This is a genomic window from Rosistilla oblonga (genome assembly GCF_007751715.1).
Taxonomy (GTDB): Bacteria; Planctomycetota; Planctomycetia; order Pirellulales; family Pirellulaceae; genus Rosistilla; species Rosistilla oblonga.
Window position 1 is genome coordinate 6,501,521 of record NZ_CP036292.1, and the last position, 24,454, is coordinate 6,525,974.

Consider the following 24,454-nt stretch of genomic DNA (forward strand, 5'->3'; position numbering starts at 1 on the left):
GGGTGAGAGCAAAACGCAACAGGTTTTGCTAGCCATTCGATTGCTAGCGATTTGTTCAACCAACGCGTTGCTCGTGTTGAGCGACCGCATCGGCAAGGGGGTGAAAATTCGTAGCGGAACTCGTCAAGAGTTTCGGGCAACTCGTCAAATTTCCCGTAGCGGAACTCGTCAAGAGTTTCGAAGGACAACCGCCGGGGAACGAAAGTCTTGACGACTTCCGCTACGGGGAAACAAACAGGTGTTGGGTTATGGGACCACCGGTGTCGTGAGCGGTGGATGGTTCGTTGTTGATTCGTGGTCCAGATCATCCGACTCTTCTGTCAGCTCCAATTCGTTGCCCGATTCTTCGACAACGCGGCGGGCTTCATCGATTCCGAACAGCCAGAACAGAGCGGGGTGAACAAAAAAGTCGAGCATGGTCGAACTGATCAGTCCGCCCAGGATGACTGTCGCCACCGGGTAGAGGATCTCTTTGCCCGGTTCGCCAGCCGCCATGACCAGCGGAACCAGTCCGATCCCCGAGGTGAGCGCGGTCATCAAGACGGGAGCCAAGCGTTCCAAGCCGGCGCGAACGATCATCTCCTGAGTCCAGTCTTCGCCTTCGTGGCGGACCAGGTGCAGGTAGTGGTTGAGCAGCAGGATTCCGTTTCGCGACGCGATTCCGGCCAGCGAAATGAAGCCGACCATCGCGGCGACGGTCAGCGTCTGGCCAGTCACCACCAATGCGATCACCGACCCGATGAACGCCATCGGCAGGGCGGCCATCACTTGCAGCGAAAGGTTGACGCTGCGGAACATCGTGAACAGGACCAAGAAGACGCCGACCAATGAGACGGCAAACAGGGCTCCGATCACGCGCGACGCCGATTGCTGGCTCTCGAACTGGCCGCTGTACTGGACGAAATAGCCCGGCGGCAGCGAGGCCACGACCGGCGCGACCCGTTGCTGAATATCTTGCACCACATCGACGACGCCGCGATCGGCGACGTTGCATTGCAGTACGATCCGTCGGCGAACGTTCTCGCGGTTGATCGTGTTGGGGCCCCCCGATTCGTAGATCTTCGCGACAGCTTCCAACGGCAGCATGCCGCCATCTTTCAGGTTGATCGTCAAGCGTCGCAATGACTGCAGATTTTCGCGGTAGTCTTCGTCCAGGCGGATCAGCAAATCGAAGGTCCGCTGGCCGATCAGGACTTCGGAAACGACCTGTCCATTCATCGCGGTCTCGATAAATTCGTTCACCTCCGCAGGCGTCAGTCCATGGACAAGCAGTTTGTCGCGGTCCAGTTCGATCCGCAATTGCGGGATCGTCACCTGCGGTTCGACCATCAGGTCTTTCACTCCCGCGATCGTCCCAATCGCCGACTGCATCTCCTCCGCCTTGCGACGCAGCGTGTCGAGATCGTCGCCATAGATTTTGATACCGATCTGAGCTTTGACGCCCGAGAGCATGTGCGAAATCAGGTGGGCGATCGGTTGTTCGACAGCAGTCACGATGCCGGGGATATCGGCCATCGCTTCGCGGATCTCTTCCAGTTGCGACTCGCGCGGCCGAGGCGATTCGGGATCCAGTTCCAGGATGAACTCGCTCATGTTCACCCCCTCGGCATGTTCGTCCAGTTCGGCTCTACCGGTCCGGCGAATGAACTGCTGGACATCGTCGATCTGTTGCAGCCGCTGTTCGACACGTTGGGCGATCTGATTCGATGTCTCCAACGAAGTCCCCGGCGGCAGCACGACGTTCAACTGAACTGCTCCCTCGTTAAACGGCGGCAGAAAATCGCGTTCCAGGCTGTACGCAAACAGCCCCGCCAACGCGACCAGCATCGCGGTGACTGTCAGGTTCAATCGCGGCAGTCGCAGGCTGAATCGAATCACGCGGTCGCCGATCCATTTGATCCCCCGCAGCAGCAAGCCATCCCGCTCCTGCTCGGTAAACTTTTGCTTGCCCAACAACCAATAGGAGAGCACGGGCGTGACGGTCAACGAGACCAGCAGCGACGACAAGATCGAGACGATGTAGGCGATCCCCAGTGGCGCGAACAGCCGCCCCTCCATGCCCGTGAGTGCAAACAATGGAATGAAGACCAGGATCACGATCATCGTGCCGAAGACGATCGAGTTGCGGATCTCGACGCTGGCGCGGAACACGACCAACAGCGGCGGCTTCGGATTCGCGAGGGCTCGGTTTTCTTTCAGCCGTCGGAAAATATTTTCGACGTCGACGATCGCGTCGTCGACAAGTTCGCCGATCGCCACCGCCAGTCCGCCCAGCGTCATCGTGTTGATCGAGATTCCGAAGAACGAAAAGACGATCGCTGTCATCACCAACGACAACGGGATTGCGGTCAGCGTGATGAAGGTCGTGCGAACGTTCATCAAGAACAAAAACAGGATGATCACGACCAGGAATCCGCCGTCGCGAAGCGCTTCGACCACGTTGGCGATCGCCCGATCGATGAACGATTTCTGCGTGTACAACGGTTCGATCCGCAGCCCCTCGGGCAACGAAGGACGTAGATCGTCGATCGCCGCCAGGACGTCATCGGTCACGCGGCGAGTGTCGGCTCCGGGCTGCTTGTTGATCGTCAGAATAACTGCAGGGCCGCCGGAAAACTCACCTTCGTCATCGCGCAGATAGGCGGCGCTGTCGCCGCGGCGAACCTGCGGCCCAGCGACGACAGTGGCAATCTGGCCCAACGCGATCGGTCGGCCTTCCCGCATCGTGACGACAACTTTTTGCAGATCCTCGATCGACTGAACGCGTCCCAACGCGCGGACCAGCAATTCGTTGGGCCCCTGTTCATCCAGGTAGCCGCCGGTCGCGTTTTCGTTGCTGTTCTGGACCGCTTGTTTCACTTCGTGTAACGCCACGCCAAATCGCAGCATCGCATCAGGATCGACCAGCACTTGGAACTGCTTGCGCCCCCCTCCCATCGTGAAGACTTGCGAGACGCCGGGGATCGTCAGCAACCGTTGCCGCACGACCCAGTCGCCCAACGTACGCAGCTCCAACGGCGGCGTGCTGTCATCCTCGCTCCACATCCCCAACATCAGGATCTGGCCCATGATCGATGAGATCGGTGCCAGCGTTGGCTTGACGCCTTCCGGCATCCGCTCTTGGACCAATTGCAGCCGTTCGTTGACGATCTGGCGGTCGTTGTAGATGTCGGTGCCCCAGTCGAATTCGACATAGATCACCGAGATCCCGACGCCCGACGCGCTGCGAACCGCTTGCACGCCGTTGGCTCCGTTCATCGTCGTTTCGATCGGAAACGTGATCAACGTCTCGACCTCTTCGGGGGCAAGCCCCGGTGCTTCGGTCATGATCACGACTCGCGGTCGGTTCAGGTCCGGAAACACATCGATCTGCGAATGCATCGCTTGCCAGGTTCCATAACCGACAAGAAACAATGCAGCGGCGATCACCAGCAACCGCTGGTGGAGCGCGAATCGGATGATTGCGTTTAACATGTGCGATGCCCTTTAGTGGTTGTGGCCTGCGTGCGGATCGACTCCGCCGCCAGCTTTGTTCTTCAGGGCCATTTGCATTTGATGTGCACCACGCATCGCGACCACGTCGCCGGGGAACAGCGATCCATCATTGTCGATCACCGCCGAATATTGATCGCGGTATTTGACGTGGACGGGAATCCGATCGAAGTGGTTTCCGTTCTGTTGGAAAACGAAAAACTCAGCTCCCTCGCGAGCGACCGCTTCGACCGGCAAGACGATCTGTTGTGGCCATTCTTCGACCGGCACCCGCAACTGCAGACGCTGGCCAGGAAGATAACGCCACTCGATATACCGGTTGCCGTCGGCGCGTTGATCCTTCGTCACTTGATTGGTCAACCGGACGTAGAAGTTCAACGTTCGCGAATCGGGATCGACGCGATTGTCTAAATAGACGATCCGCAGTCCTGCCACGATCTGCTTTTTGTCATTGGGTTGGTCGAAGACGGCGTCGACAGTCCAATCGTTCTGCGACGCGCGACGCAGTTGATCGATGTCCTGTTCGAAGGCCAGCCCTTCGATAAACAGTTCGTCGTATTCGGCCAGGATGCACAGCGTCTCGCCGGCACTGACCGACTGGCCCTTGTGGACCGCCAATTCTTGCAGGATCAAAGGTCCCGCCACCGCGGGCAACCCGTCGGCCGGTTGCGCGGCTTGGCGATTGTGCGTATACGCGGCAGCTTGGATTGGATTCATCGACAGCCGTAATTCCTCTTCGGGATGGTTGTCGACCGAGGGAGCGTAGATCTGCAGTTCTCGCAACAAACGACGTTCGCTAGCGATCTGTTCGACTTGTTTATCCGACAGCCCGTGCAGTCGCAGCGATTCACGTTGGGCGCTGAGCGCGGCTTCCAATTTGTCTTTCGCATACTCTCGTTCCAGCAACACCTTGCCCGCCACGGCACCGCTGCGGGTGACGTCTTGAAGCCGAGCGATCTCCCGCTTCTCGACATCCCATTCGCCAAGCGTCTGGACGAATTCGGTCTGAGCTTGCACAAGGTCTTCGTGGGTCAAGCGGACCTGAAACAGTAGAGCTCCCGGCTCGATCGCTTCGCCCTGAACCGCGTGGACATGGGTGACCACTCCCGTCATCGGCGTGGCGACTTGAACGCGAGATCGTCCCGGTCGCTCGACAACCACTGCCGGAACGGTGATCGATTTGCGATACGTCTCCAATCGGATGGGTTGGATCGTTTCATCCGACAGGCCGATGTTGCGGATCGCTTGGGCCGAGAGCTCCAAGGAGGAGGCTTCGTCGTGACCGGCATGTGCGTGTCCCGAGTGATCGTGCCCGGCGTGCGGATCGGCGGCGGATTCGCCTTCATGCTCCGATTCGGGACCGCCCGACCTGAAGACCGCAACGGTTCGACCGACCCACGACTGCGTCGCGGGGAACCACCGCTGCCAGGTGAAACCTGCGACCAGCACCACGAGCAACAGGCCGCCGAGCCAGGCCCATTGGGCGAGTTTTTTTGATTGAGGGATACGGAACTTCATCGCAATGATTCCAACGAAACATCCAGCCGAAGAGCATTTACTTATCCAGAGACCGACTCGTAGCGTTGGCCGCGACATGCGCAGCGGTTCGTCGAAGTAACAGTCCAAGGATTGGTAGAGAGACAACGCGCAGGCGTGTCGATCGATCAACAAGATGTGAGAAGGCGAACCGAAGCGTTTTGCATGCGCAAGCGACACCACACACCAACCTCAGGAAAAGGTAATTGGCGCGTTCGATATCAGCAGACAAAACACGAGCGGAAGACAATCCCATCGATCTGTTGAAGATCGACGGAGGGCCGCTCTACAAACGCCAAACCTGCGTCAGAGTGCGCAGTGGCTGGTTGCCGAAGAAGAGATCGGGTGGATCGTTGCTACCATAGCGGCTGGTCAGCGACGCTTGAGCCGAACGGGCGGCGGTGTAATCGAGCGCGGGAACCCAAGTGGTTACCGAGAACAACAGGCTGACATCGAGATTGCGAACGACCGAGATCAGACTGCAATCGATTTCATCGCAAGGAGGATGAGGAGCGTCTTGGCTCTGTTGATCGCTTTGGCCATCGTTGCATCGATTGCCAGCATCGTGGTGATGCCCATGGCAATGATCCATCGATTGAGAAACCGCCGAAATCTCCTGCGACGCGCAAGCATGTTCGTGATGCACACAACACCCCAACAGTGCGTGAAGCACAATTGCGACCGTGGTCGATAGGGTGAGGATGTTTTGAATCATGTATCGCTTCATCTAGCGTCGAATCGGCATTGGAATAGGGTCGCCGACCTACGTTAATTTGTATCGGTTAAGTGGCGGTTGGTCTACATTACTTCTCGTTAAAAGCGGAAGTAACCAAAAGCAGAACAAACCGGCGGCACCGCAAATTGCAAGCATTTGCATCCGTTTTGATCAGCGAATTATCCCTTCCCCGAATCGGCGGACAGCTTGCCAGCAGGCTGCGCCGGCGAGTCCTCTTCCGTCGCTTCGGTTCCATTGGGTTGTCGCACGATCACCACGTGATCGTCGCCGGTAATCAATCGCGCACTTCGATTGAACGTGGCGTAATTCCAAGCCCACTGAAACAGGATCAGCACCCGGTTTTGGAACTGCACGATCAACAACAAGTGGACGAACAGCCACAACAGCCAAGCAAAAAATCCGCAAAACTGACGCTTGCCGATCTGTACCACCGCGGCGGCGCGACCAATTGTCGCCATCGTCCCTTTGTTTTTGTACCTGAATGGTTCCGACTGGCCTGTCCCAGCGACTCGTGCCGCGATCGTGTCGGCGACATAACCACCCTGCTGCATCGCCACGGCGGCGAGCCCCGGCAGCGGCTTCCCGTCTTCATCCAAACACGTGGCGATATCCCCGACAGCAAAGATGTTTTTGTGTCCCACCACATTCAGAAATTCATCGACGGGGATGTGCCCCGCGCGATCGGTCTCCAAGCCACAACCGGCAGCCAGTCGCTTGCCCAGCGGGTTCGCTTGCACGCCCGCTCCCCACAACACAGTCCGCGTCGGCACGATGGTTTCACAGCCCTCGGAGCTCATGCGGACATGATCGGCGGTGATCTCGTTGACTCGCGTGTGCGTGTGGACTTCGATATGGAACTGGCGAATTTTATCGGCTGCTCGCTGGCTCAACGCCTCATCGTAATGGCTCAATACATGCGGTGCGCCTTCGACGATCATGATCCGCGCGTCCTGAGGGCGGATGTTGCGGAAGTCGCGGGCGAGCGTATGTTCGGCGATCTCCGAAAGCGTCCCCGCCAATTCGACTCCGGTCGGGCCGCCACCGACAACAACGAAGGTCATCAGCGCTTTGCGAGCTTCCGGATCGGGCTCCCGCTCGGCAGCTTCAAACGCGAGGTAGATGCGGCGGCGAATTTCAGTCGCGTCGCCAAGCGTCTTCAGTCCCGGCGCGAATTCGGCCCATTGGTCGTTCCCGAAGTAGCTGTGCGTTGCTCCGGCGGCCAACACCAGCGTGTCGTACGTGAGTTCACCATCGGCCAAGACCAAGCGGTTGTTGGCGACATCAAAATCAGTCACCTCCGCCAGCAGCACCTGGCAATTCGCTTGCTTCCGCAGAATCGCACGCAGCGGCGTGGCGATGTTTGCTGGCGACAAACCGCCCGTCGCCACTTGGTACAACAACGGTTGAAACAGGTGGTAATTGTGGCGGTCGACAAGCGTTACACGAACGTTTGACTTACGAAGCTGCTTGGCCGCTTGCAGGCCGCCGAAACCGCCGCCGACGATGACGACATGAGGTTGGGTGTTCATCGCTTGAAAACTGCTGGGTCGATGGTTCAACAACTGCAACGCCAAAGACGTTGATTATCCGAAACACAATCGCCCATAGGTTAGCTGATAAACGTTTGCATCGCGATAACCACTGCCGCGCCAGCCAAGTAACCAGCAACCGCCCAAGGAGCGATTCGTTTTAAGTACCACATGAAATCGACGTGCTCGATTCCCATCGCCGCCACCCCCGCAGCCGATCCGATGATTAGACAGCTGCCGCCGGTTCCCGCACAATAGGCCAGCAACATCCAAAACGGATGATTCATCGGCAGGTCGTACATCTCAATTCCCGCCGCGACCAACGGAACGTTATCGACGACCGAAGAGACCAGCCCGATCACAACCGCCACCACGTCGCGATTGGGGAGGACCGAATCGAGCCAAGTTGCCGCCGACGCAAGCGTACCGGTTGCTCCCAAGGCACCAACGGCCAACAAGATCCCGAGAAAGAAGAGGATGCTCGACATGTCGACTCTTCGCAGCGCAGGCAACACCCCCGTACTCGATCGCGTCTGTTCATCCAACGTATGGCCGACCAATTCCGAGACAACCCACAACACCGACAGACTCAACATCATGCCCATATAAGGTGGCAGATGCGTGATCGTTTTGAAAATCGGAACGCCGATCAGCCCCATCACGCCCAGGATCAGAAACAGCCACTGGTGCCAGGGGCGAATGTCTTTATCGACGTGTGATTCGTCGACCTCCGGCGGTTGAAACTTGCCAGGCATCGAACGCATCAACCCGATCAGCGGAACGATCAAACAGACCAGCGATCCGACGAACAGTTCGCGCATCACTTCGACGGTCCCCAGTTTGTGCTTGATCCACAACATCGTCGTCGTCACGTCACCGATCACCGTCCAAGCACCGCCCGCATTGGCGGCGATCACGACCAAGCCGACGAACCGCAACCGGTCCTCCCGGTCGCCGATCAGTTTCCGCAACAGCGAGACCATCACGATCGTGGTCGTCAGATTGTCGAGGATCGCCGAGAGGACAAACGTCAGCAGACCAACCGTCCACAGCAGCGTCCGCTTGTCGCGGGTTCGGATCCGATCGGTGATCAACGCAAACCCTTCGTGCGAATCGACAAGCTCGACGATCGTCATCGCTCCCATCAGAAAGAAGAGGATGCTGGCGATCTCGCCGGTCTGGATCAGGTGCTGGGCATCGATCGCATAATGCAGCCGCACATTCTCCACCTGTTCGGCGATCGCTTCCTGGCGAAACCAATCGGGAATCGCATCGCGAGGCAACAAGTCGTTGACCTCAACCGTGTAGATCGACCAACAAGCAACGCCGATGAACAGCGCGGTGGCGGCTTTGTTGATCTTCAATTTGTGTTCAAACGCGATCGCAAGGTAGCCGGCGACAAAGATGCAGAGGATCAGAGTAAGCATAGGTGGTGAAGCAGGTTCGTTGTGCAATAGTGAATGGGTACCGACAATCCAAATTCAGCACGGCGGTTGGTCACTGGACTGCAGGCACTTGGACTCACGCCCTTTCCATCGAAGATAAAACCGTTCGCAGGCAGTACTGCGACGCCCGCGACACAACTGGCGGGTAAGTCTGCGGAATCGCGACGGAAATGCGGCCCCTAGAAAACGCGTCGGTGAGAGCGGATTGTGGAACAAAAATTCCTGGCATCGGGGAAACAAAGCGGAGCTTCCAAAAGGAGACCGTCGCAAAAGGGAATGACGCCGCCCACATAGGCACTCCCTGTGCCAATCGCCACGACCTCGATCAAATTGCCTTAAAAGAGAGGATTCCCGCTGTCGACCGTCGGTTTATTGGAAATGATTTGCTCGCCACGACCAACAAATGCTCGCCGCCAAATTGCACATCCCCAGCGAAGATGTGCGGTGACACCGGCATCAGATACAGCCCAGTGCCGCGTCGGGAATCATCCACGTGCCACAACGTTTCAGCTAGACTGTTCCATGCTCCGGCGTTGCAAACGGGCTGCAAATCGGACAGGCGAGCGCGAAAGTTACGAATGAATTTGAAGAGGCGACGACGATGAAACAGCTGACGATCGGAATCCTACTAACCCTGGCGACAACTCTGTCGGCTGACGACACACGTCCCAACTTCGTCTTCATCCTCGCCGACGACCTCGGTTGCAAGGATCTCAGCGGTGAAGGGAGCACGTTTTACGAGACGCCTCGAATCGACAGCATCGCCAACGACGGGATGCGATTCACGCGGGGCTACGCCGCTTGCCAAGTCTGCAGTCCCTCGCGAGCCAGCATCATGTTGGGAACCTACCCGGCACGGCATGGGATCACCGATTGGATCGGTGCGGCCAGCGGGATGAAGTGGAATCGCAACGATCGCGTCTTGCCAGCTGAATACCAACACAACCTTCCACTGGACCAAACAACGGTCGCCGAAGCGTTGCGTGACGCGGGCTACGCCACATTTTTTGCTGGCAAGTGGCATCTTGGTGGTGAGGGATCGATGCCCGAGGATCATGGCTTCGACATCAATCGCGGCGGCCATCATCGCGGCAGTCCGCCCGGCGGATTTTTCTCGCCGTACAAGAATCCAAAATTGACCGACGGTCCAGCCGGCGAATCGCTGCCGATCCGCTTGGCCGACGAAACCGCCGGCTTCATCCGCGATTCAGCCGACCGCCCGTTCTTCGCTTTCCTATCGTTCTACAGCGTCCACGGCCCGATCCAAACGACGCCGGAACTGTGGAAAAAATATCGCGACAAAGCGATGGCTGGCGAACAGCCCGAAGAGCGGTTTCTGATCGATCGCACGCTCCCCGTCCGGCATGTCCAAGATTGTCCGATCTATGCCGGGATGATGGAATCGATGGACAACGCCGTCGGCATCGTACTGGACACGCTGAAGCAGACCGGACTCGACAAGAACACCGTCGTGATCTTCACCAGCGACAACGGTGGCGTCTCCTCTGGCGATGCCTTTGCCACGTCGAACCTCCCGTTCCGCGGCGGAAAGGGACGACAATGGGAAGGCGGTATCCGAGAGCCGTTCTACATCAAAGCCCCCGGCATCGTCTCGCCCGGCAGTCGCTGTGACACGCCGGTGATCGGAACCGATTTCTATCCGACTCTCTTAGAACTCGCAGGCCTCGCGCCCACCAAAACGATCGATGGTGTCAGCCTTGTGCCGCTGATGCACGGCCGATCGATTCCGGATCGCCCGCTGTTCTGGCACTACCCGCACTACGGCAACCAAGGTGGCGAACCGTCGTCGATCATCCGCGATGGAGACTGGAAACTGATCCATTACTACGAAGATGGCCGCGACGAACTCTATCACCTGCCCAACGACATCGGAGAGCAAAACGATTTGGTAGCCGAGCAGCCCGAACTGGCCAGCCGCTTGCGAGGCAAACTGGATGCATGGCTGAAATCGACAGGAGCTCGGATCCCCCAGCCCGATCCACGTTTCGACGCGGCGAAGAAGGAACAGCAACAACAGCAGATACGAAACAAACGCAAACCGGCGCTGGAACAGCAGCACGCTCGCTTCCTCGCAGAAGATTTTCAGCCGAACAAAGATTGGTGGGGCTCGAAGCTGACTCGCGATTGAGAGGCCGGAACTGTAGCCGCTGGGGCGCTGGGGTTTCGCGGGGCGAAGCTCCAGCAATTTGCATAGCCTTCGGCCAACGGCCAGACAACAACGGCCCAAATACAAAACACGATCTCCCCCAGGGCCGAAGGCTCGTCAATTTGCGTAGCCCAGGCCAGCGGCCTGGGAACGACGGGCGAATAGCATAAACACGCCCCTCCAGGGCCAACGGCCCGGCGATTTGTCGACAATTTCCCGGGCCTTCAGCCCTCCCGATAATGACGCGGGATGTGGTCCCAGGCCGTTGCCCAGGGCTATCCAATTCGCTGAGCCTTCGGCCCGAAATCCCGAAGGGATATAAGAAGGTAGCCGGAGGTCGCCCGCGCAGTGGCGCACCTCCGGAATGCGTCCCCCGACGCGTGGTGCTCCCGGAGGGATCGCAGATCGATCTGCGCCCCGGTTGGGGACGCGAATTTGATGATCATCGGTATCCGGTGGTGTTCGCTTCGCTCAAACCATCGGCTATCCTCTGGGATTGCTAACCGACGTTGCGATCCCGTGGCAGGTTGGTGCCAGACTCCGGCGTGGCGAAGCTCCAGTCAATGGCTTCGTGGCGACGACGAGGCTATTCAGCCTCCGCATTTCCGCCCCGGCTCTTCCGCCTGTATAACTCGGGCGTTGTACCTGTCATTCGCCGAAAACTGCGAATGAAGTTGTTTGTGCCAGAATAACCGAGCCGACGCGCTATCTCTCCCAACGGGACGTCGGCGTCCAACAACAATTCGCATGCCGAATCGAATCGGATACGGTCGAGCAACCGTTGGTAGGTCGTCCCCGCTTCGGCGAGACGACGTTTCAGGGTCGCCTGGCTGACATCGACCCTACCTGCCACTTCTCCTAATGTCGGTAACTCACCGCTCGGAAGACAAGAAGTTAAAAGGCGATGCAACCGCTCCACCGTAGGCGCACTCCCTTCGGGACCGAATTGCCAAGGCTGACTGGGCGATTCCACTCCAAGACTATTCGGCAACCGGCGGCTCAAAAACTCCGTGGGAAAAGCGAGTGCCGTGAGGTTGGGATGACTGGCGACTTCGCATTGTTCGAAGTATCCAACGCCGCGGTGTCTCTGGTTGGTTTCGTTGCGAATCAGCAGCCATTCGGGATGCCAGTCTTCGTTGACCAGCGCGCGAATCAGATGCGAATAGACAGTGAGCGTCATGTCGTTAATGAACGTCTGTCCCGCCGAAGCGACGTGCGGTTCGCGGTAGCAGATCCAGGAGGTATCTCCGCCTGTTCTTAAAAAGTACTCATTCCCTTCATACGCGGTACCGCCGAGACGGAGCCCAACTTCCAAAGACTCTTTCACCGTCTTGCAGGCCGCCATCGCTGTCGCGATCGGTCCGAGATGCGAGATATCGAAGTCGAGGTACGCATCGTAAACGGCCTCCGGGCAGCCGGTCCTTCTCACAACATCGAAAATGAAGTCATAAGCCTGCCTCTTGCCGATCCAGCCGCCGACTTCGATAAGCTCAACTGGGATACCAGCACGGCTCAGGAACGGTTCGGCCCGCGCACCTGATCGCTGCAAAAAGCCGACCAAGGGAGCGAGCATTCGGGCGTCAAAGAGTTCTATCTGTAGAGTCATGCAGGAGGCTTCGATGATTGAGCCGAAATGAGCGCCAGAAAAACGTTATACGCCATCTGGCCTTCTGTTACCATTCATTGGAAGAGTCCGCCGCCCGCAGAAATCAGCTGATCAAGACCGAGACGCACTCCTTTATGTAGTCGGTCTCAAAGACGCGCCGGCACCAAAGTCGTTGGGGTAATTCAACGACTTCGACGCCGTTCTTTCACTCAACCATTCAACTGAGTCTACCCCATGCGTTTCACTCAAAGAATCTTCTCCTTGGTGATTGCCGTTGTCGCAACCACCTCGGTCGGGACTGCGCAGAACAGCCGCTTTTCCGAACTCGCGAACCTGCCGCTGAACCACAACCGCGCCACGCCGGAAACCGCACAAACGCTTAAGGATGAGCTGATTTTTCAACGAGCCAGCCAGACCTATCTGTGGGCCATGCCGCTGCTGAACACCATGGGCATGCGAGACGGCTTCCAGGAGTCTTTTGGCACCGGATACAACACCATGGCGATCTGGGAGAAGCGGCTCGACGCCAAAACCCGCATCACCACGCCAAACTCGGACCTGATCTATGGCATGGTCTTCGAGGACCTTTCGAAAACCGGCCCGTTGGTTTTCGAGGCACCGCCGAAACTGCAGGGCATCCTGCTCGATTTCTGGCAGCGTCCGATCCCGGTCGACGGCGGTAAATTTTTTGGCGACCTTGGCCTGCCCGGTCCCGATGAAGGGAAAGGCGGTAAATTCCTGCTCCTGCCTCCCGGCTACGACGACGAGGTTCCCGAGGGATATTACGTCTACCGTTCGGGCACCAACAACGTCTTCATCTTCCTGCGTTCTTTCTATCAATCGCTGGATAACATCCAGCCCGCTGTCGACGTGCTGAAACAATCCGTCTTCTACCCACTCGGGAAGAAGGCCAGTGCGAAAAAGATGCAGTTCCGCGACGCCTCCGGACAACCGCACAACATGCTGCCCCGCACCGACATCGAGGCCTTTAAACAACTCAAGTACCTGGTCGACACCGAGAGCTCGAATCTCGCTGGCCCCGATTGGCTCGGCATGCTCGCCGGACTCGGCATTGCCGAGGGGAAGGAGTTCAGTCCCGATGAAAAGACCACGGGGATCCTCGGTGCCGCGGCAACCAGCGCCTACAAAACCTCGCGGGTCATCGGCGCCGAGTATGGCATCGGCGACGCCGACTTCCGCGTTTACGAGGACCGACAATGGCTGAATCCGATCAACAACCTCTCCTCGCGTTGGCCGGATTCCTTCGTCGATCTCAGCTTCACCGATCGCAAACTCGGAGCCCGCAACCTCGATGCTCGCGCCTGGTTCTTCACCGATTACTATTCGATCAGCCCGGGCATGGTTTCGATGACTCCCGGCAAGGGAGCCTTCTATATGATTGGCTTCAAGGACTCCGACGGTGAATGGCTCGATGGCGAGAATCACTACACGCTGAATCTGCCCAAAGATATTCCGGCAGCCTTGTTCTGGTCGGTGACACTCTATGAAGCGGGAAGCGCCTCGGGGCTAGTCAATGGTCAGCCGTTCCCATCGCTCGGAACGTTGAACCATCCGAAAGAGAACCAGGACGGTTCGATCAACCTCTACCTCGGACCGAAGGCCCCCGAAGATAAGGCGAGCAACTGGCTCGCCACCGTGCCCGACCAAGGCTACTTCGTCATCCTGCGTCTGTATGCACCCACAAAACCCGCCCTCGATCTGACTTGGAAACCCGGCGACATCCAAAAGGCTAAACAATAGTGAAAACTTCAGTTATCCCCATCTGCTCGGCTCTGTTTCTAGCATGCGTTCTTTCCGTTGAGTCCGCCGAACCGACCCCGGTAACGGATGAGAACTTTGCACGTGCGATGACCGATCTTGCGATGCAGAAGGAATTCGTCCAAGACGCTGACAATACATGGAATCATCACCGCACGCCGATGCCGCTTAACGAGCAGCCAGCGCCGCTGATGAATCGCGACACGCTCTACTCTTTTGCCATCCTCGACGGTCGCGGCGACGTGGCTGTAACGCTGCCGGAAAATGATGGACGCTACATGTCGCTGCACGTGATGAACCACGACCACATCACCTACAAAGTGCTCTACGGTCCGGGCCGATACGTGCTCCCAGCCAGCGGCACTTCCGACTTCTTTTACGCCAACGTTCGCATGCAACTCGATGCCAAGGATCCGGCCGACGTGAAAAAGGTCAACAACTACCAGGACCAGCTCAAGGTCGAACACCTCAACGGATACCAACCGGAATCTTTCCAAGTCACCAACTGGAACATGGAGGACTTCGCGAAGGTCCGCACCAAATACGTCGCCGAAGCCAAGAAGGATGGCGTCACCGGCACGATGGGAACCGTCGAGAAGCCGGTCTCACTCGATGCCCGCAACCGCGGTGTCTCCATAGCCACCGGTTTGCTGCCCGACAACGACGCGACCTACTTGACCACGATGCACGAGGGCGAAATGGGCAAGTCATACAAGGCTACCTTCGCGGTTCCTGAAATGAGAGATCCGCATCTCGGCTTCTTCTCGCTGACCATCTATGGTGACGACCAATACCTCAAAACCGACGAGGGCTCGATCATCAATAACCCCCAGATCAAGCTGAATGCCGACGGCAAAAGCTTCGATCTCTGGTTTGTTCCCGAGGCCGATTTTGGCAAGCGCAAGCACGACAACGAAGTCATCGTTCCCACCGCCCCCTTCTGGACCTGTTTCCGGGTTTATATGCCCGGCGACTCCGTCCTCAGCGGCGAATACAAGCTGCCAAGTCTTAACAAACAGTAGCCGAAGCGACCATCTAGACTGAATCGAAAACCGCTCCCCTTTGGATAACAATCATGAAGACGACCTGCATTGCCTTCGCTCTATTTGCGACGGCTATCTCAGCCCACGCACAGGAATTGCCAACGACCGGCACGCTCGATTCCCGACTTGGGAAACTCGAGGTCGAGCGAGGGTTTCCGAGCCAAGACACCGTCAAAAAACTGTACGACGCCATCGACTTCCAGCGCGCTTGCCAGACCTATCTGTGGGCGCTTCCGTACACGTCGATGGGCGAGTGGCAGCGCGAACAAAGAGAAACCTTTGACGCTGGCAACCTCGATTTCGTCGATTACATCGACTACAAGGACAAACTCGGCCTGCTGACTGCCAATGCAACCACGCCGTATTCGATGGCTTTCCCCAACATCGAAAAGACTGGCCCGATCGTCGTCGAGGTGCCCGCTGGCGCCATGGCTGGTGGCATCCTCGATTTCTGGGAGCGTCCCCTGACCGACGTCGGCCAGACCGGACCGGAGAAAGGCGCTGGAGCCAAGTTCCTGATCCTCGGCCCCAACGACAAGGAAATCGTTCCCGCCCCGGAAGGCTATTACGTTTTCCGCTCCCAGACCAACAACGTCTGGGTTGCCATGCGCGGCCTCGATTCCGACCTGAACAAGGCTCGTGCTCTCTGTGAGAAGTTGACGATCTACCCTTACAGCGAACGCGAGAACCCGACGCACTCCGAACACATCCGCCCCGAGGGCAGGCCGTGGACCGGTGAACAACCTCGCGGAATCAAATACTGGGAAATGCTGGCCAAGCTCGTCAACGAAGAGCCCCCGATCGAGCGCGACCGCATCATGCTCGCGACCCTCGTGCCTCTGGGGATCCAGAAAGGCAAAGCGTTCCAGCCCGATGCCCGATTAAAAGAGATCCTCATCGACGCCGCCAACGTGGGCGAACTGATGGCCCGCTGCAACGGTTACGCCAAGCGTTTCCCGGGCTCGAAAGTCTGGCCCGACAAGAAGTGGGAATATTCGCTCTTCCTCAAAGCGGTCAACCAGGAGGTGCCCAACTATACCGAACTGGATGAACGCGCTAGTTGGCTCTACGAAGCCGTCGGCGTTTCCGAAGGCATGATGGGCAAGATCCACGGCGCCGGCCAGGTCTATCTCGAATCGCAAAAAGACGCAAATGGCGAGTGGCTCGATGGCGGCAAAAACTACACGCTTCATGTTCCCGCCGACGTCCCGGTAAAACAGTTCTGGTCGTTCACCGTCTACGACAATGAAAGCCGTTGCCTGATCGATAGCGGCAGCTACCCAGACCGTTCATCGCGAAACGACATCGTCACCAATAACGACGGCACCGTCGACCTCTACTTCGGCCCCGAGCCACCTGCGGGCAAACCGGAAAAGAACTGGATCAAAACGCTCCCGGGGAAAGGCTGGTTCACGTACTTCCGCCTCTACGCTCCCACCGAACCCTACTTCGACAAGAGCTGGGTGCTGCCAGATATCAAAGTGATGAAATAGTTCGATGGTCAATTGTCCAAAGTAGCGGCATGGCGTTGAGACAAACGGTTAACATCCGACTCTTTTTCCCCATCGACGCCATTGCCACTATCGAAAACCTAAATCGATTCGCTCCTCAACAGCCCACGAACAATAAAATGAAACGATCTAAACTAAACACGTTCATTCTCGGCATCCTTCTGATAACGTCGCTGGCGAGCTCCGGAGCGACTGCTCAGGAAGGTCGACCAGGCGTGACCGCGCCTCAACTGAGCCTGCCCTATGCCGAACAAAAATATCGAGGCAACGTCGGCACGACTTACTTGAATTCCGATGCGGCGCAATTTCCCAAGCAAGTGGCCGCCCCCGAAGACGCACCCAACGTGCTGGTGATCCTGCTTGATGACGTGGGGTTTGGTCAGTTCTCGGTCTCTGGCGGCGGCGTCCCGGCGCCAAACATGGAGTCGCTGGCAAAGCAGGGTGTTTTCTTCAATCGCTTTCATACCACAGCGGTCTGTTCCTCGACGCGTGCAGCCCTATTAACCGGTCGGAACCATCACGTCGCAGGCTCCGGCAACATCACCGAGGTGGCGACCGGCTTTGACGGCTATACCGGGATCATCCCCAAAGACACCGCGACCTTCGCCGAGATTATGCGGTTGAACGGTTACATCACTTCGTGGATTGGAAAAAACCACAATACCCCCACCTACGAAACCAGCGCGATGGGCCCGTTCGATCACTGGCCGAACAATCTGGGGTTCGATTACTTCTATGGCTTCATGGCGGGCGACAGCAACCAGATGAGACCGAATCTGTATGAGAACCAAACCCCGCTGCCACAGCAAACCGCCGACGATTATTACTTGAGCGTCGATTTGGCGGACCATTCGATCGAGTGGCTGCAACAGGCCGAGGCGATCCAACCGGACAAGCCATGGATGATGTATCTGGCGCCCGCAGCCACCCACGCACCTCACCAGGCGCCAAAGGAACTGATCGAGGAATTCAAAGGCAAATTCGATGGCGGTTGGGATAAGTATCGCGAAGACGTTCTCGCCCGCCAGATCGCCCAGGGGATTGTTCCCGAGGGGACCAAGCTGACCAAGCGCCACGACAGTCTACCCGCTTGGGATAGCCTTTCGGCAGATGAGAAAAAACTCTCGGCACGAATGATGGAGGTTTTTGCTGCCTATGGCAAACATGTCGACAAGGAGGTCGGGCGCGTGCTGGACTATGTAAAGACAATGCCCGATTCGGACAACACGCTGATCTTTTACATCATCGGTGACAACGGAGCCTCTTCCGAAGGTGGGATCCCCGGCACCTTGAACGAAAATGCCTTCTTCAACGGCGTGCAGATGCAAACCGAAGAAATGATGCCTTTCATCGACGAGATCGGCACCATGAAACATTTCAACCATTTCCCCGCTGCATGGGCACATGCCGTCTGCACACCGTTCCAGTGGGTCAAGCAGGTCGCAAGTCATCTTGGCGGCACCCGGAACGCGATGTTGGTGAGCTGGCCTGCCAAATATAAAAACGGTGGTGAAGTCCGCAGTCAGTTCACTCACGTGATCGACGTCGCCGCGACGATCCTCGACGCCGCTGGGATCGAGGAACCACGCAGCGTGAATGGCACCGCTCAGAAGCCAATCGAAGGACGCAGCTTCCTCAGTGTTCTCGAGGACGAGGATGCCGAAGAAATTCGCACCAGCCAGTACTTCGAAATGTTCGTTAACCGAGGCATCTACAAAGATGGCTGGTGGGCCGGATCGTTGTCCTTCGTGCCATGGAATCCCAACCGAGGCGAATTCGATCCGCTGAGCGCTCCGTGGGAACTATACAAGTTGGACGAAGACTTCTCACAATCGAATGACCTCGCCGACGAAAATCCGAAGCAACTCGATGAGATGGTGAAGCTCTGGTGGGCTACCGCCGCCAAACAACAGGTTCTTCCTCTCGACTGGCGCGGTTCGGAGCGATTTAGCGCGGAACTGATGGGCAAGCCCAATCTCGCTGCAGGTCGGTCAGAGTATGTCTATCCGGTTCCCGTCGTCGGTCTGCCCGAAGCATCAGCCCCCGACCTGAAAAGTAAATCTTTCACCATCACCGCCGAGGTTGAGATCGACGACGATGCCAACGGCATGATCTTTACTCAAGGTGGCAATACCGGCGGCTGGGGATTCTACTTACTCGACGGCAAATTCGTGGCGACTCATAACTTTCTTGATGTCGCTCGCTACTCCGTTTCTAGTGATGAAGCGATCGCCGCGGGCGAGCACACACTGAAGGTCGAGTTCGATTACGACGGAAAGAAGGGAGAGGTCGGCAAAGGAGGAAGCCTATCGCTATACGTCGACGGGCAAAAAGTTGGCGATGGCAAAGTCGATAAAACTTCGCCGATGAAATATTCGCTCTCCGAGAACCAGGACATCGGGACGGATACCGGCACGCCAGTGACCTACGACTACCGCGAGCCATTCGATTTCCAAGGCACTCTTGGCAAAGTTGTTGTGTCGTTGAAGCCGTAGGTTTCTTCGATCGACTTCAACCAAAGAAAACACGCATAGCGTTCAAGGTCTCTTGTCTCCCGACATGCCGCCAGCCGCGACGATCAATCCCCATGGGATATAAGAAGATAGCCGGAGGTCGTCCGCGCAGTGGCGCACCTCCGGAATGCGTCCCCCGGCGAGCGGTGCTCCCGGAGTGATCGCAGATCGATCTGCGCCCCGGTTTGGGACGCGGATTTGATGAGCATTGGCAACCGGTGGTGTTCGCTGCGCTCAAACCACCGGCTAGCTTCTATGATCCCTGTCTGGATCGATGCCGGAGTCGGCGGCATCGCGACTTGAACCGCGCGGCGTTGGCAGGGCGAGAGGGTTGCCGTACGCTGAACTTGGGATTCGGAAATACTGGCAACGCTAGAGGCTTCGAATACAAACCGTTGCTCTTGTGTTACTCCGCCGCGACTGGATCGATGCGTTACGCCGAACTTCACTGCAAATCGAACTTCTCCTTCCTCGAAGGAGCTTCGCATCCGGCGGAATTGGCCGAGCAGGCGCATCGACTGGGCTACCACGCGCTGGCGGTGACCGACCGCAATTCTTTGGCCGGAGTGGTCCGAGCGCACACGGCGGCCAAAGATGTCGGCCTGAAGCTGTTGATCGGTGCTGAACTTCATTTCACCGATGCGACGCCGGTTGTCGTCTGGGCCACCGATCGAGCGAGCTATGGGCGGCTGTGCCAGCTGTTGAGCGCCGGCCGCTTGCGGGCTGAAAAAGGTCAGTGCGAACTGCATTGGCAAGACCTTGTCGATCATCACCAGGGGCTGCTGGCCGGAGCAACTGTTCCGTCGCCGTCGGATCGCGCGACGGCAGAGGCCGGGCCGCCGCAAGAGGCCGACCTGCGACAGACGCTGGGCCGGTTTGCCGATCTATTTGGCGACCGCGGATATTTGTTGTGCTCGCTGCAGCGAGGCGTCGACGATCGCGAGCAGCTTGCCCGGACGATGCAGCTGGCCCAGCAAGCGTCGCTGCCGCTGGTCGCCGCCGGCGACGTTCACTATCACTCGACCCAGCGGATGTTGGTTCACGATCTCGTCACCGCAATCCGGCTGGGGACGACGATCGATTCGATTCAAGAGGCGCGGTTTGCCAACAGCCAACGCCATCTGCGATCGCTCGACGAAATCGCCGAGGTCTTCGGCGACCATGCGGAACTGTTCGAACGAAGTTGCGAAATCGCCGACCGCTGCAACTTTCGGCTCGACGAACTGCGTTATGAATACCCCAAAGAAGACCTCGCCCCCGACGGCGTTGCGGCGATCGACTACTTGAAACGCCTGGTCTGGCACGGCGCCAAACAGCGTTACCCCGACGGCGTTCCGCAGCGGTTGATCGAGATGCTGCGACACGAGACGCAATTGATCGAGGAACTTCATTACGAAGCCTACTTCTTGACCGTCTGGGATGCGGTCCGGTTCGCTCGCAGCCGCGGGATCCTCTGCCAAGGCCGAGGTTCGGCGGCCAACTCCGCTGTCTGTTATTGTCTGGGCGTGACGTCGATCAATCCGGCGGAAATGGATCTGTTGTTCGAGCGATTCATCAGCCGCGAGCGGGCCGAAGCTCCCGATATCGACATCGATTTCGAGCACCAACGCCGCGAGGAGGTGCTGCAGTATCTGTACGAAAAATACGGGCGTGATCGCTGCGGAATGACCGCGACGGTGACGTCGTATCGTACCAAGAGTGCGATTCGCGAAGTCGGCAAAGCGTTGGGCGTGTCGTTGGATTGCATCGATGCGTTGGCCAAAGTGGCCGAACGCTACGGACAAGACGACTTCCCCGACCTGGCGGAAAAAGCGGGCTTGCCGCTGGGCAGCGAGGTCGGCCAGCGGTTCCTGCATCTTGTCGAATCGCTGCGTGGGTTTCCGCGGCATCTGTCGCAGCACGTCGGTGGAATGGTGATGACACAGGGGTTGTTGTCGGAGCTGTGCCCGATCGAAAACGCGGCGATGGAAGGCCGCACGGTGATCCAATGGGACAAAGATGACCTGGACGAATTGGGGATCTTGAAAGTCGATTGCCTTTCGCTGGGGATGCTTTCGGCGATCCATCGATGCTTCGACATGGTTGAAAAACACTCTGGCCGCGCGCTCACTTTGGCAACGATCCCGCCGGATGATCGCGCGACGTATGACATGATCTGCGCCGCCGATACGGTCGGCGTTTTCCAGATCGAAAGTCGTGCTCAGATGAGCATGCTGCCGCGGCTGCGTCCGCGCTGTTATTACGATCTGGTGATCGAAGTTGCGATCGTCCGTCCGGGTCCGATCCAGGGGAACATGGTCCATCCCTATCTGCAAGCCAGGCAGAATCCGTCGCAGGTAAAATATCCCAGCGAAGCGATCCGAGGTGTGCTGGAGAAGACGCTGGGAGTGCCCATTTTTCAAGAGCAAGCGATGAAGCTGGCCGTTGTCGCGGCTGGGTTCACGCCGGGGGAAGCCGATCAATTGCGGCGTGCCATGGCAGCTTGGCGACGGCCGGGAGTGATCGATCAATTCCGCAAAAAGCTGCTCGAAGGGATGCAGGCCAACGGCTTCGGTGGCGAGTTTGCCGAGCACGTCTTCACGCAGATCCGTGGCTTCGGCGAATATGGCTTTCCCGAATCGCACGCCGCCAGTTTTGCTCTGCTCGTCTACGCGTCGGCTTATCTGAAGTGTCACTACCCAGCCGCCTATTGTGCTTCGCTGTTGAACAGCCAGCCGATGGGGTTCTATTCGGCGGCGCAGTTGGTCCGCGACGCGCAACAGCACGGCGTGCAAGTGCTTCCGCCCGATGTGAACGACAGCGACTGGGACTGCACGCTGCAGCCGATCGATCCAGCGGCCGGCGGCAGCAGCACGACGACACGTTCGCTCGCCGTGCGGCTTGGCTTGCGATTGGTTCGCGGTTTGGCGGAGTCGACGGCGCAACAGGTCGTCGACGCTCGCAACGCATCGGGGCGATTCACCGGACTGGCCGACCTGACGCGGCGCGCGGGGCTCAGCAGTGCGCAAACATCGCAACTGGCCGACGCCGACGCGCTGCGGTCGATGTCTCCCAACCGCCGAGCTGCGATCTGGGAATCGTTGGCTCAAGACGACCATCCCGAACGGACGCCGCTGTTCGCCGAAAACGAATCGGGAGACGACGACGAGGTTCCAACAAGCTTGGGATCACTATCGTCGATGCAAGAGGTGCATGCGGATTACAGCACGCTTGGGCTGAGTCTGCGAGCCCATCCGATCTCGTTTTACCGCGAGCATCTGAACGAACTGCAAGTCTCTCGAGCCGACCAGTTGCCACCGATGCGCGACGGCCAGCATGTCCGCGTCGCCGGGCTGGTCGTGCTGCGGCAGCGGCCGGGGACCGCCAAAGGAATCACCTTTGTCACGCTGGAGGATGAAACCGGAGCGATGAATCTGGTCCTGTTCCCGAAGGTTTGGCAGCAGTTCTTTACGATCGCACGGACCAGCAACTTCTGGCTGGTCCACGGTAAACTGGAGAATCGCAAAGGAGTGATCCACGTGATCGTCGGCCGACTGGAAGATCTGTCCGAACAATTCGACAGCGTCGACATCAAGTCCCGCGACTTCCACTGATGCTTCCATCGCCACGTCACATCAACCGCAACGAACATCACCCGACGATTTGTTCCGGCAAACGCCGTGATGAGTGCCGGACCGCTCGATCAGATGAACTCACCGATCAGGCGATGATCTCTTGGACGATGCGGCCGTGGACGTCGGTCAGGCGGTAGTCGCGGCCGGCGTAACGGTAGGTCAGCCGCTCGTGATCGAGTCCCAGCAGATGCAGAACGGTGGCGTGCATGTCGTGGACGTGCATCTTGTCTTGAACCGCCTTGAATCCAAAATCGTCGGTCTCGCCGTAGGTCATCCCGCCGCGGACGCCGCCGCCAGCCATCCACATCGTGAAGCCGTGGTGATTGTGATCGCGGCCGTTGCCGTTCTCGGACGTCGGTGTCCGGCCAAATTCGCCGCCCCAAATCACCAGCGTGTCCTCCAGCAAGCCGCGCTGCTTCAGATCGCCCAGCAGCGCCGCTGTCGGTTGGTCGATGTTCTTGGCCAGCTTTTTGACGCTCGTGTCGTGCTTGGAGTGCGTGTCCCAAGGCTGACCGTTGCCGTAATACAGTTGCACAAAACGGACGCCTCGTTCGACCAAGCGGCGAGCCAACAGGCAGCCGTTGGCAAAGTGACCGGAGCCATAGTTTTCGCGGGTCGTTTTTGATTCCTGGTTCAGATCGAAGGCGTCGTTGGCTTGAGTCTGCATCCGATACGCAGTCTCCATCGATTGCATCCGCGCATCCAAAGCCGGGTCGCTGCCACGCATCTCGCGATGGGCCGTGTTGAGCTTTTGCATCAGGTCCAACTGCCGCCGCTGCGCCTGCCGATCCCATTGCTCGTTCCGCAGATAGGGGACCATCTTGGCGGGATCGAGATTGGAGTGATTGATATAGGTTCCTTGGTGAGCCGATGGCAGGAAGGCGCTGTTCCAAAGGATCGAGAACCGCACCGGTCGCCCCGGACACAAGACGACGTACCCGGGCAGGTTTTGGTTCTCGGTCCCCAGACCGTACAGGAACCAAGCGCCCATGCTGGGGCGGGTCGGCAGAATCGTGCCGTTGTTCATCTGCAGCAGCGCTGGGCCGTGGTTCGGATTGTCGGCGTGCATCGATCGCAACACACAGATGTCGTCGATATGTTTGCTCAAATGCGGCAACAGGTCGCTGACCGGAACGCCACTGTTGCCCGCTGGCTTGAATTTGGCTGGCGATGCCAGCAGGTTGCCGGTCTTCCGCTCGGTAACCAGATCCGCCTCTGCCGGCCGCTGCCCCGCAAACTTGTTCAGCATCGGCTTGGGGTCGAACAGATCGCACTGAAACGGACCGCCGTTCATAAACAGATGGATCACCCGTTTCGCTTTGGGCGGATTGTGCAACACGCGGCCTGCGGAAGAAGTCGCCGCCGCGGCGGGCTGAGCGAGCATCGAGGCTGCGCCCAGCATGCCCATGCCGCCACCAAGCGTCTGCAACAGGTTGCGGCGATCGATCGAAGTGGCTTCGGAGTTCGATGGAGGTAGCATGTT

13 protein-coding genes are annotated in these 24,454 nt (G+C 58.2%); 6 read left to right on the forward strand and 7 right to left on the reverse strand.

Features of this window, described 5'->3' with window-relative positions; genetic code table 11:
- Positions 1–246: 246 nt before the first annotated feature.
- From CA51_RS22935 to nhaD, 5 genes are all read right to left on the reverse strand, one after another.
- Entirely contained in the window at positions 247–3,474 is a 3,228-nt protein-coding gene (locus tag CA51_RS22935) for an efflux RND transporter permease subunit (RefSeq protein WP_145123470.1), read from the reverse strand.
- Between the two features lie 12 nt (positions 3,475–3,486).
- Positions 3,487–5,010 carry an efflux RND transporter periplasmic adaptor subunit gene (locus CA51_RS22940; protein ID WP_145123471.1) on the reverse strand — a complete coding sequence of 508 codons (1,524 nt, stop codon included), beginning with the start codon at positions 5,008–5,010 and terminating at the stop codon, positions 3,487–3,489.
- A 304-nt stretch (positions 5,011–5,314) separates the two neighbouring features.
- Positions 5,315–5,743, reverse strand: a complete 429-nt coding sequence (locus CA51_RS22945) for a hypothetical protein (RefSeq protein ID WP_145123472.1) — start codon at positions 5,741–5,743, stop codon at positions 5,315–5,317.
- Positions 5,744–5,922: 179 nt separating this feature from the next.
- Positions 5,923–7,293 (reverse strand): NAD(P)/FAD-dependent oxidoreductase, encoded by a 1,371-nt coding sequence (locus CA51_RS22950; RefSeq protein ID WP_145123473.1) that lies wholly within the window; start codon positions 7,291–7,293, stop codon positions 5,923–5,925.
- Between the two features lie 80 nt (positions 7,294–7,373).
- Entirely contained in the window at positions 7,374–8,720 is a 1,347-nt protein-coding gene (gene nhaD, locus CA51_RS22955; protein ID WP_145123474.1) for a sodium:proton antiporter NhaD, read from the reverse strand.
- A gap of 619 nt (positions 8,721–9,339) precedes the next feature.
- Between nhaD and CA51_RS22960 the strand changes: the two genes are divergently transcribed.
- Positions 9,340–10,887, forward strand: a complete 1,548-nt coding sequence (locus CA51_RS22960; RefSeq protein WP_145123475.1) for a sulfatase — start codon at positions 9,340–9,342, stop codon at positions 10,885–10,887.
- Between the two features lie 604 nt (positions 10,888–11,491).
- Here the strand turns inward: CA51_RS22960 and CA51_RS22965 are convergent.
- A complete protein-coding gene (locus tag CA51_RS22965) occupies positions 11,492–12,478 on the reverse strand; it encodes an AraC family transcriptional regulator (RefSeq protein ID WP_197451414.1) in 987 nt (328 codons plus the stop codon).
- A 267-nt stretch (positions 12,479–12,745) separates the two neighbouring features.
- Between CA51_RS22965 and CA51_RS22970 the strand changes: the two genes are divergently transcribed.
- The 5 genes from CA51_RS22970 (at position 12,746) to CA51_RS22990 (ending at position 22,950) form a co-directional block, all read left to right on the forward strand.
- Entirely contained in the window at positions 12,746–14,272 is a 1,527-nt protein-coding gene (locus CA51_RS22970) for a DUF1254 domain-containing protein (RefSeq protein WP_145123477.1), read from the forward strand.
- A gap of 107 nt (positions 14,273–14,379) precedes the next feature.
- Positions 14,380–15,312 carry a DUF1254 domain-containing protein gene (locus CA51_RS22975; RefSeq protein ID WP_145123478.1) on the forward strand — a complete coding sequence of 311 codons (933 nt, stop codon included), beginning with the start codon at positions 14,380–14,382 and terminating at the stop codon, positions 15,310–15,312.
- A gap of 53 nt (positions 15,313–15,365) precedes the next feature.
- Positions 15,366–16,826, forward strand: coding sequence for a DUF1254 domain-containing protein (locus CA51_RS22980; protein ID WP_145123479.1), 1,461 nt, complete (start codon positions 15,366–15,368; stop codon positions 16,824–16,826).
- Positions 16,827–16,963: 137 nt separating this feature from the next.
- The gene (locus tag CA51_RS22985) at positions 16,964–19,339 is read left to right on the forward strand and encodes an arylsulfatase (protein WP_145123480.1); all 2,376 of its coding nucleotides are present in this window, start codon (positions 16,964–16,966) and stop codon (positions 19,337–19,339) included.
- Between the two features lie 446 nt (positions 19,340–19,785).
- Entirely contained in the window at positions 19,786–22,950 is a 3,165-nt protein-coding gene (locus CA51_RS22990) for an error-prone DNA polymerase (RefSeq protein WP_145123481.1), read from the forward strand.
- Between the two features lie 106 nt (positions 22,951–23,056).
- Here the strand turns inward: CA51_RS22990 and CA51_RS22995 are convergent, their stop codons facing one another.
- Complete coding sequence (locus CA51_RS22995) at positions 23,057–24,451, reverse strand: DUF1501 domain-containing protein (protein ID WP_145123482.1); 1,395 nt, start codon at positions 24,449–24,451, stop codon at positions 23,057–23,059.
- Positions 24,452–24,454: the final 3 nt, after the last annotated feature.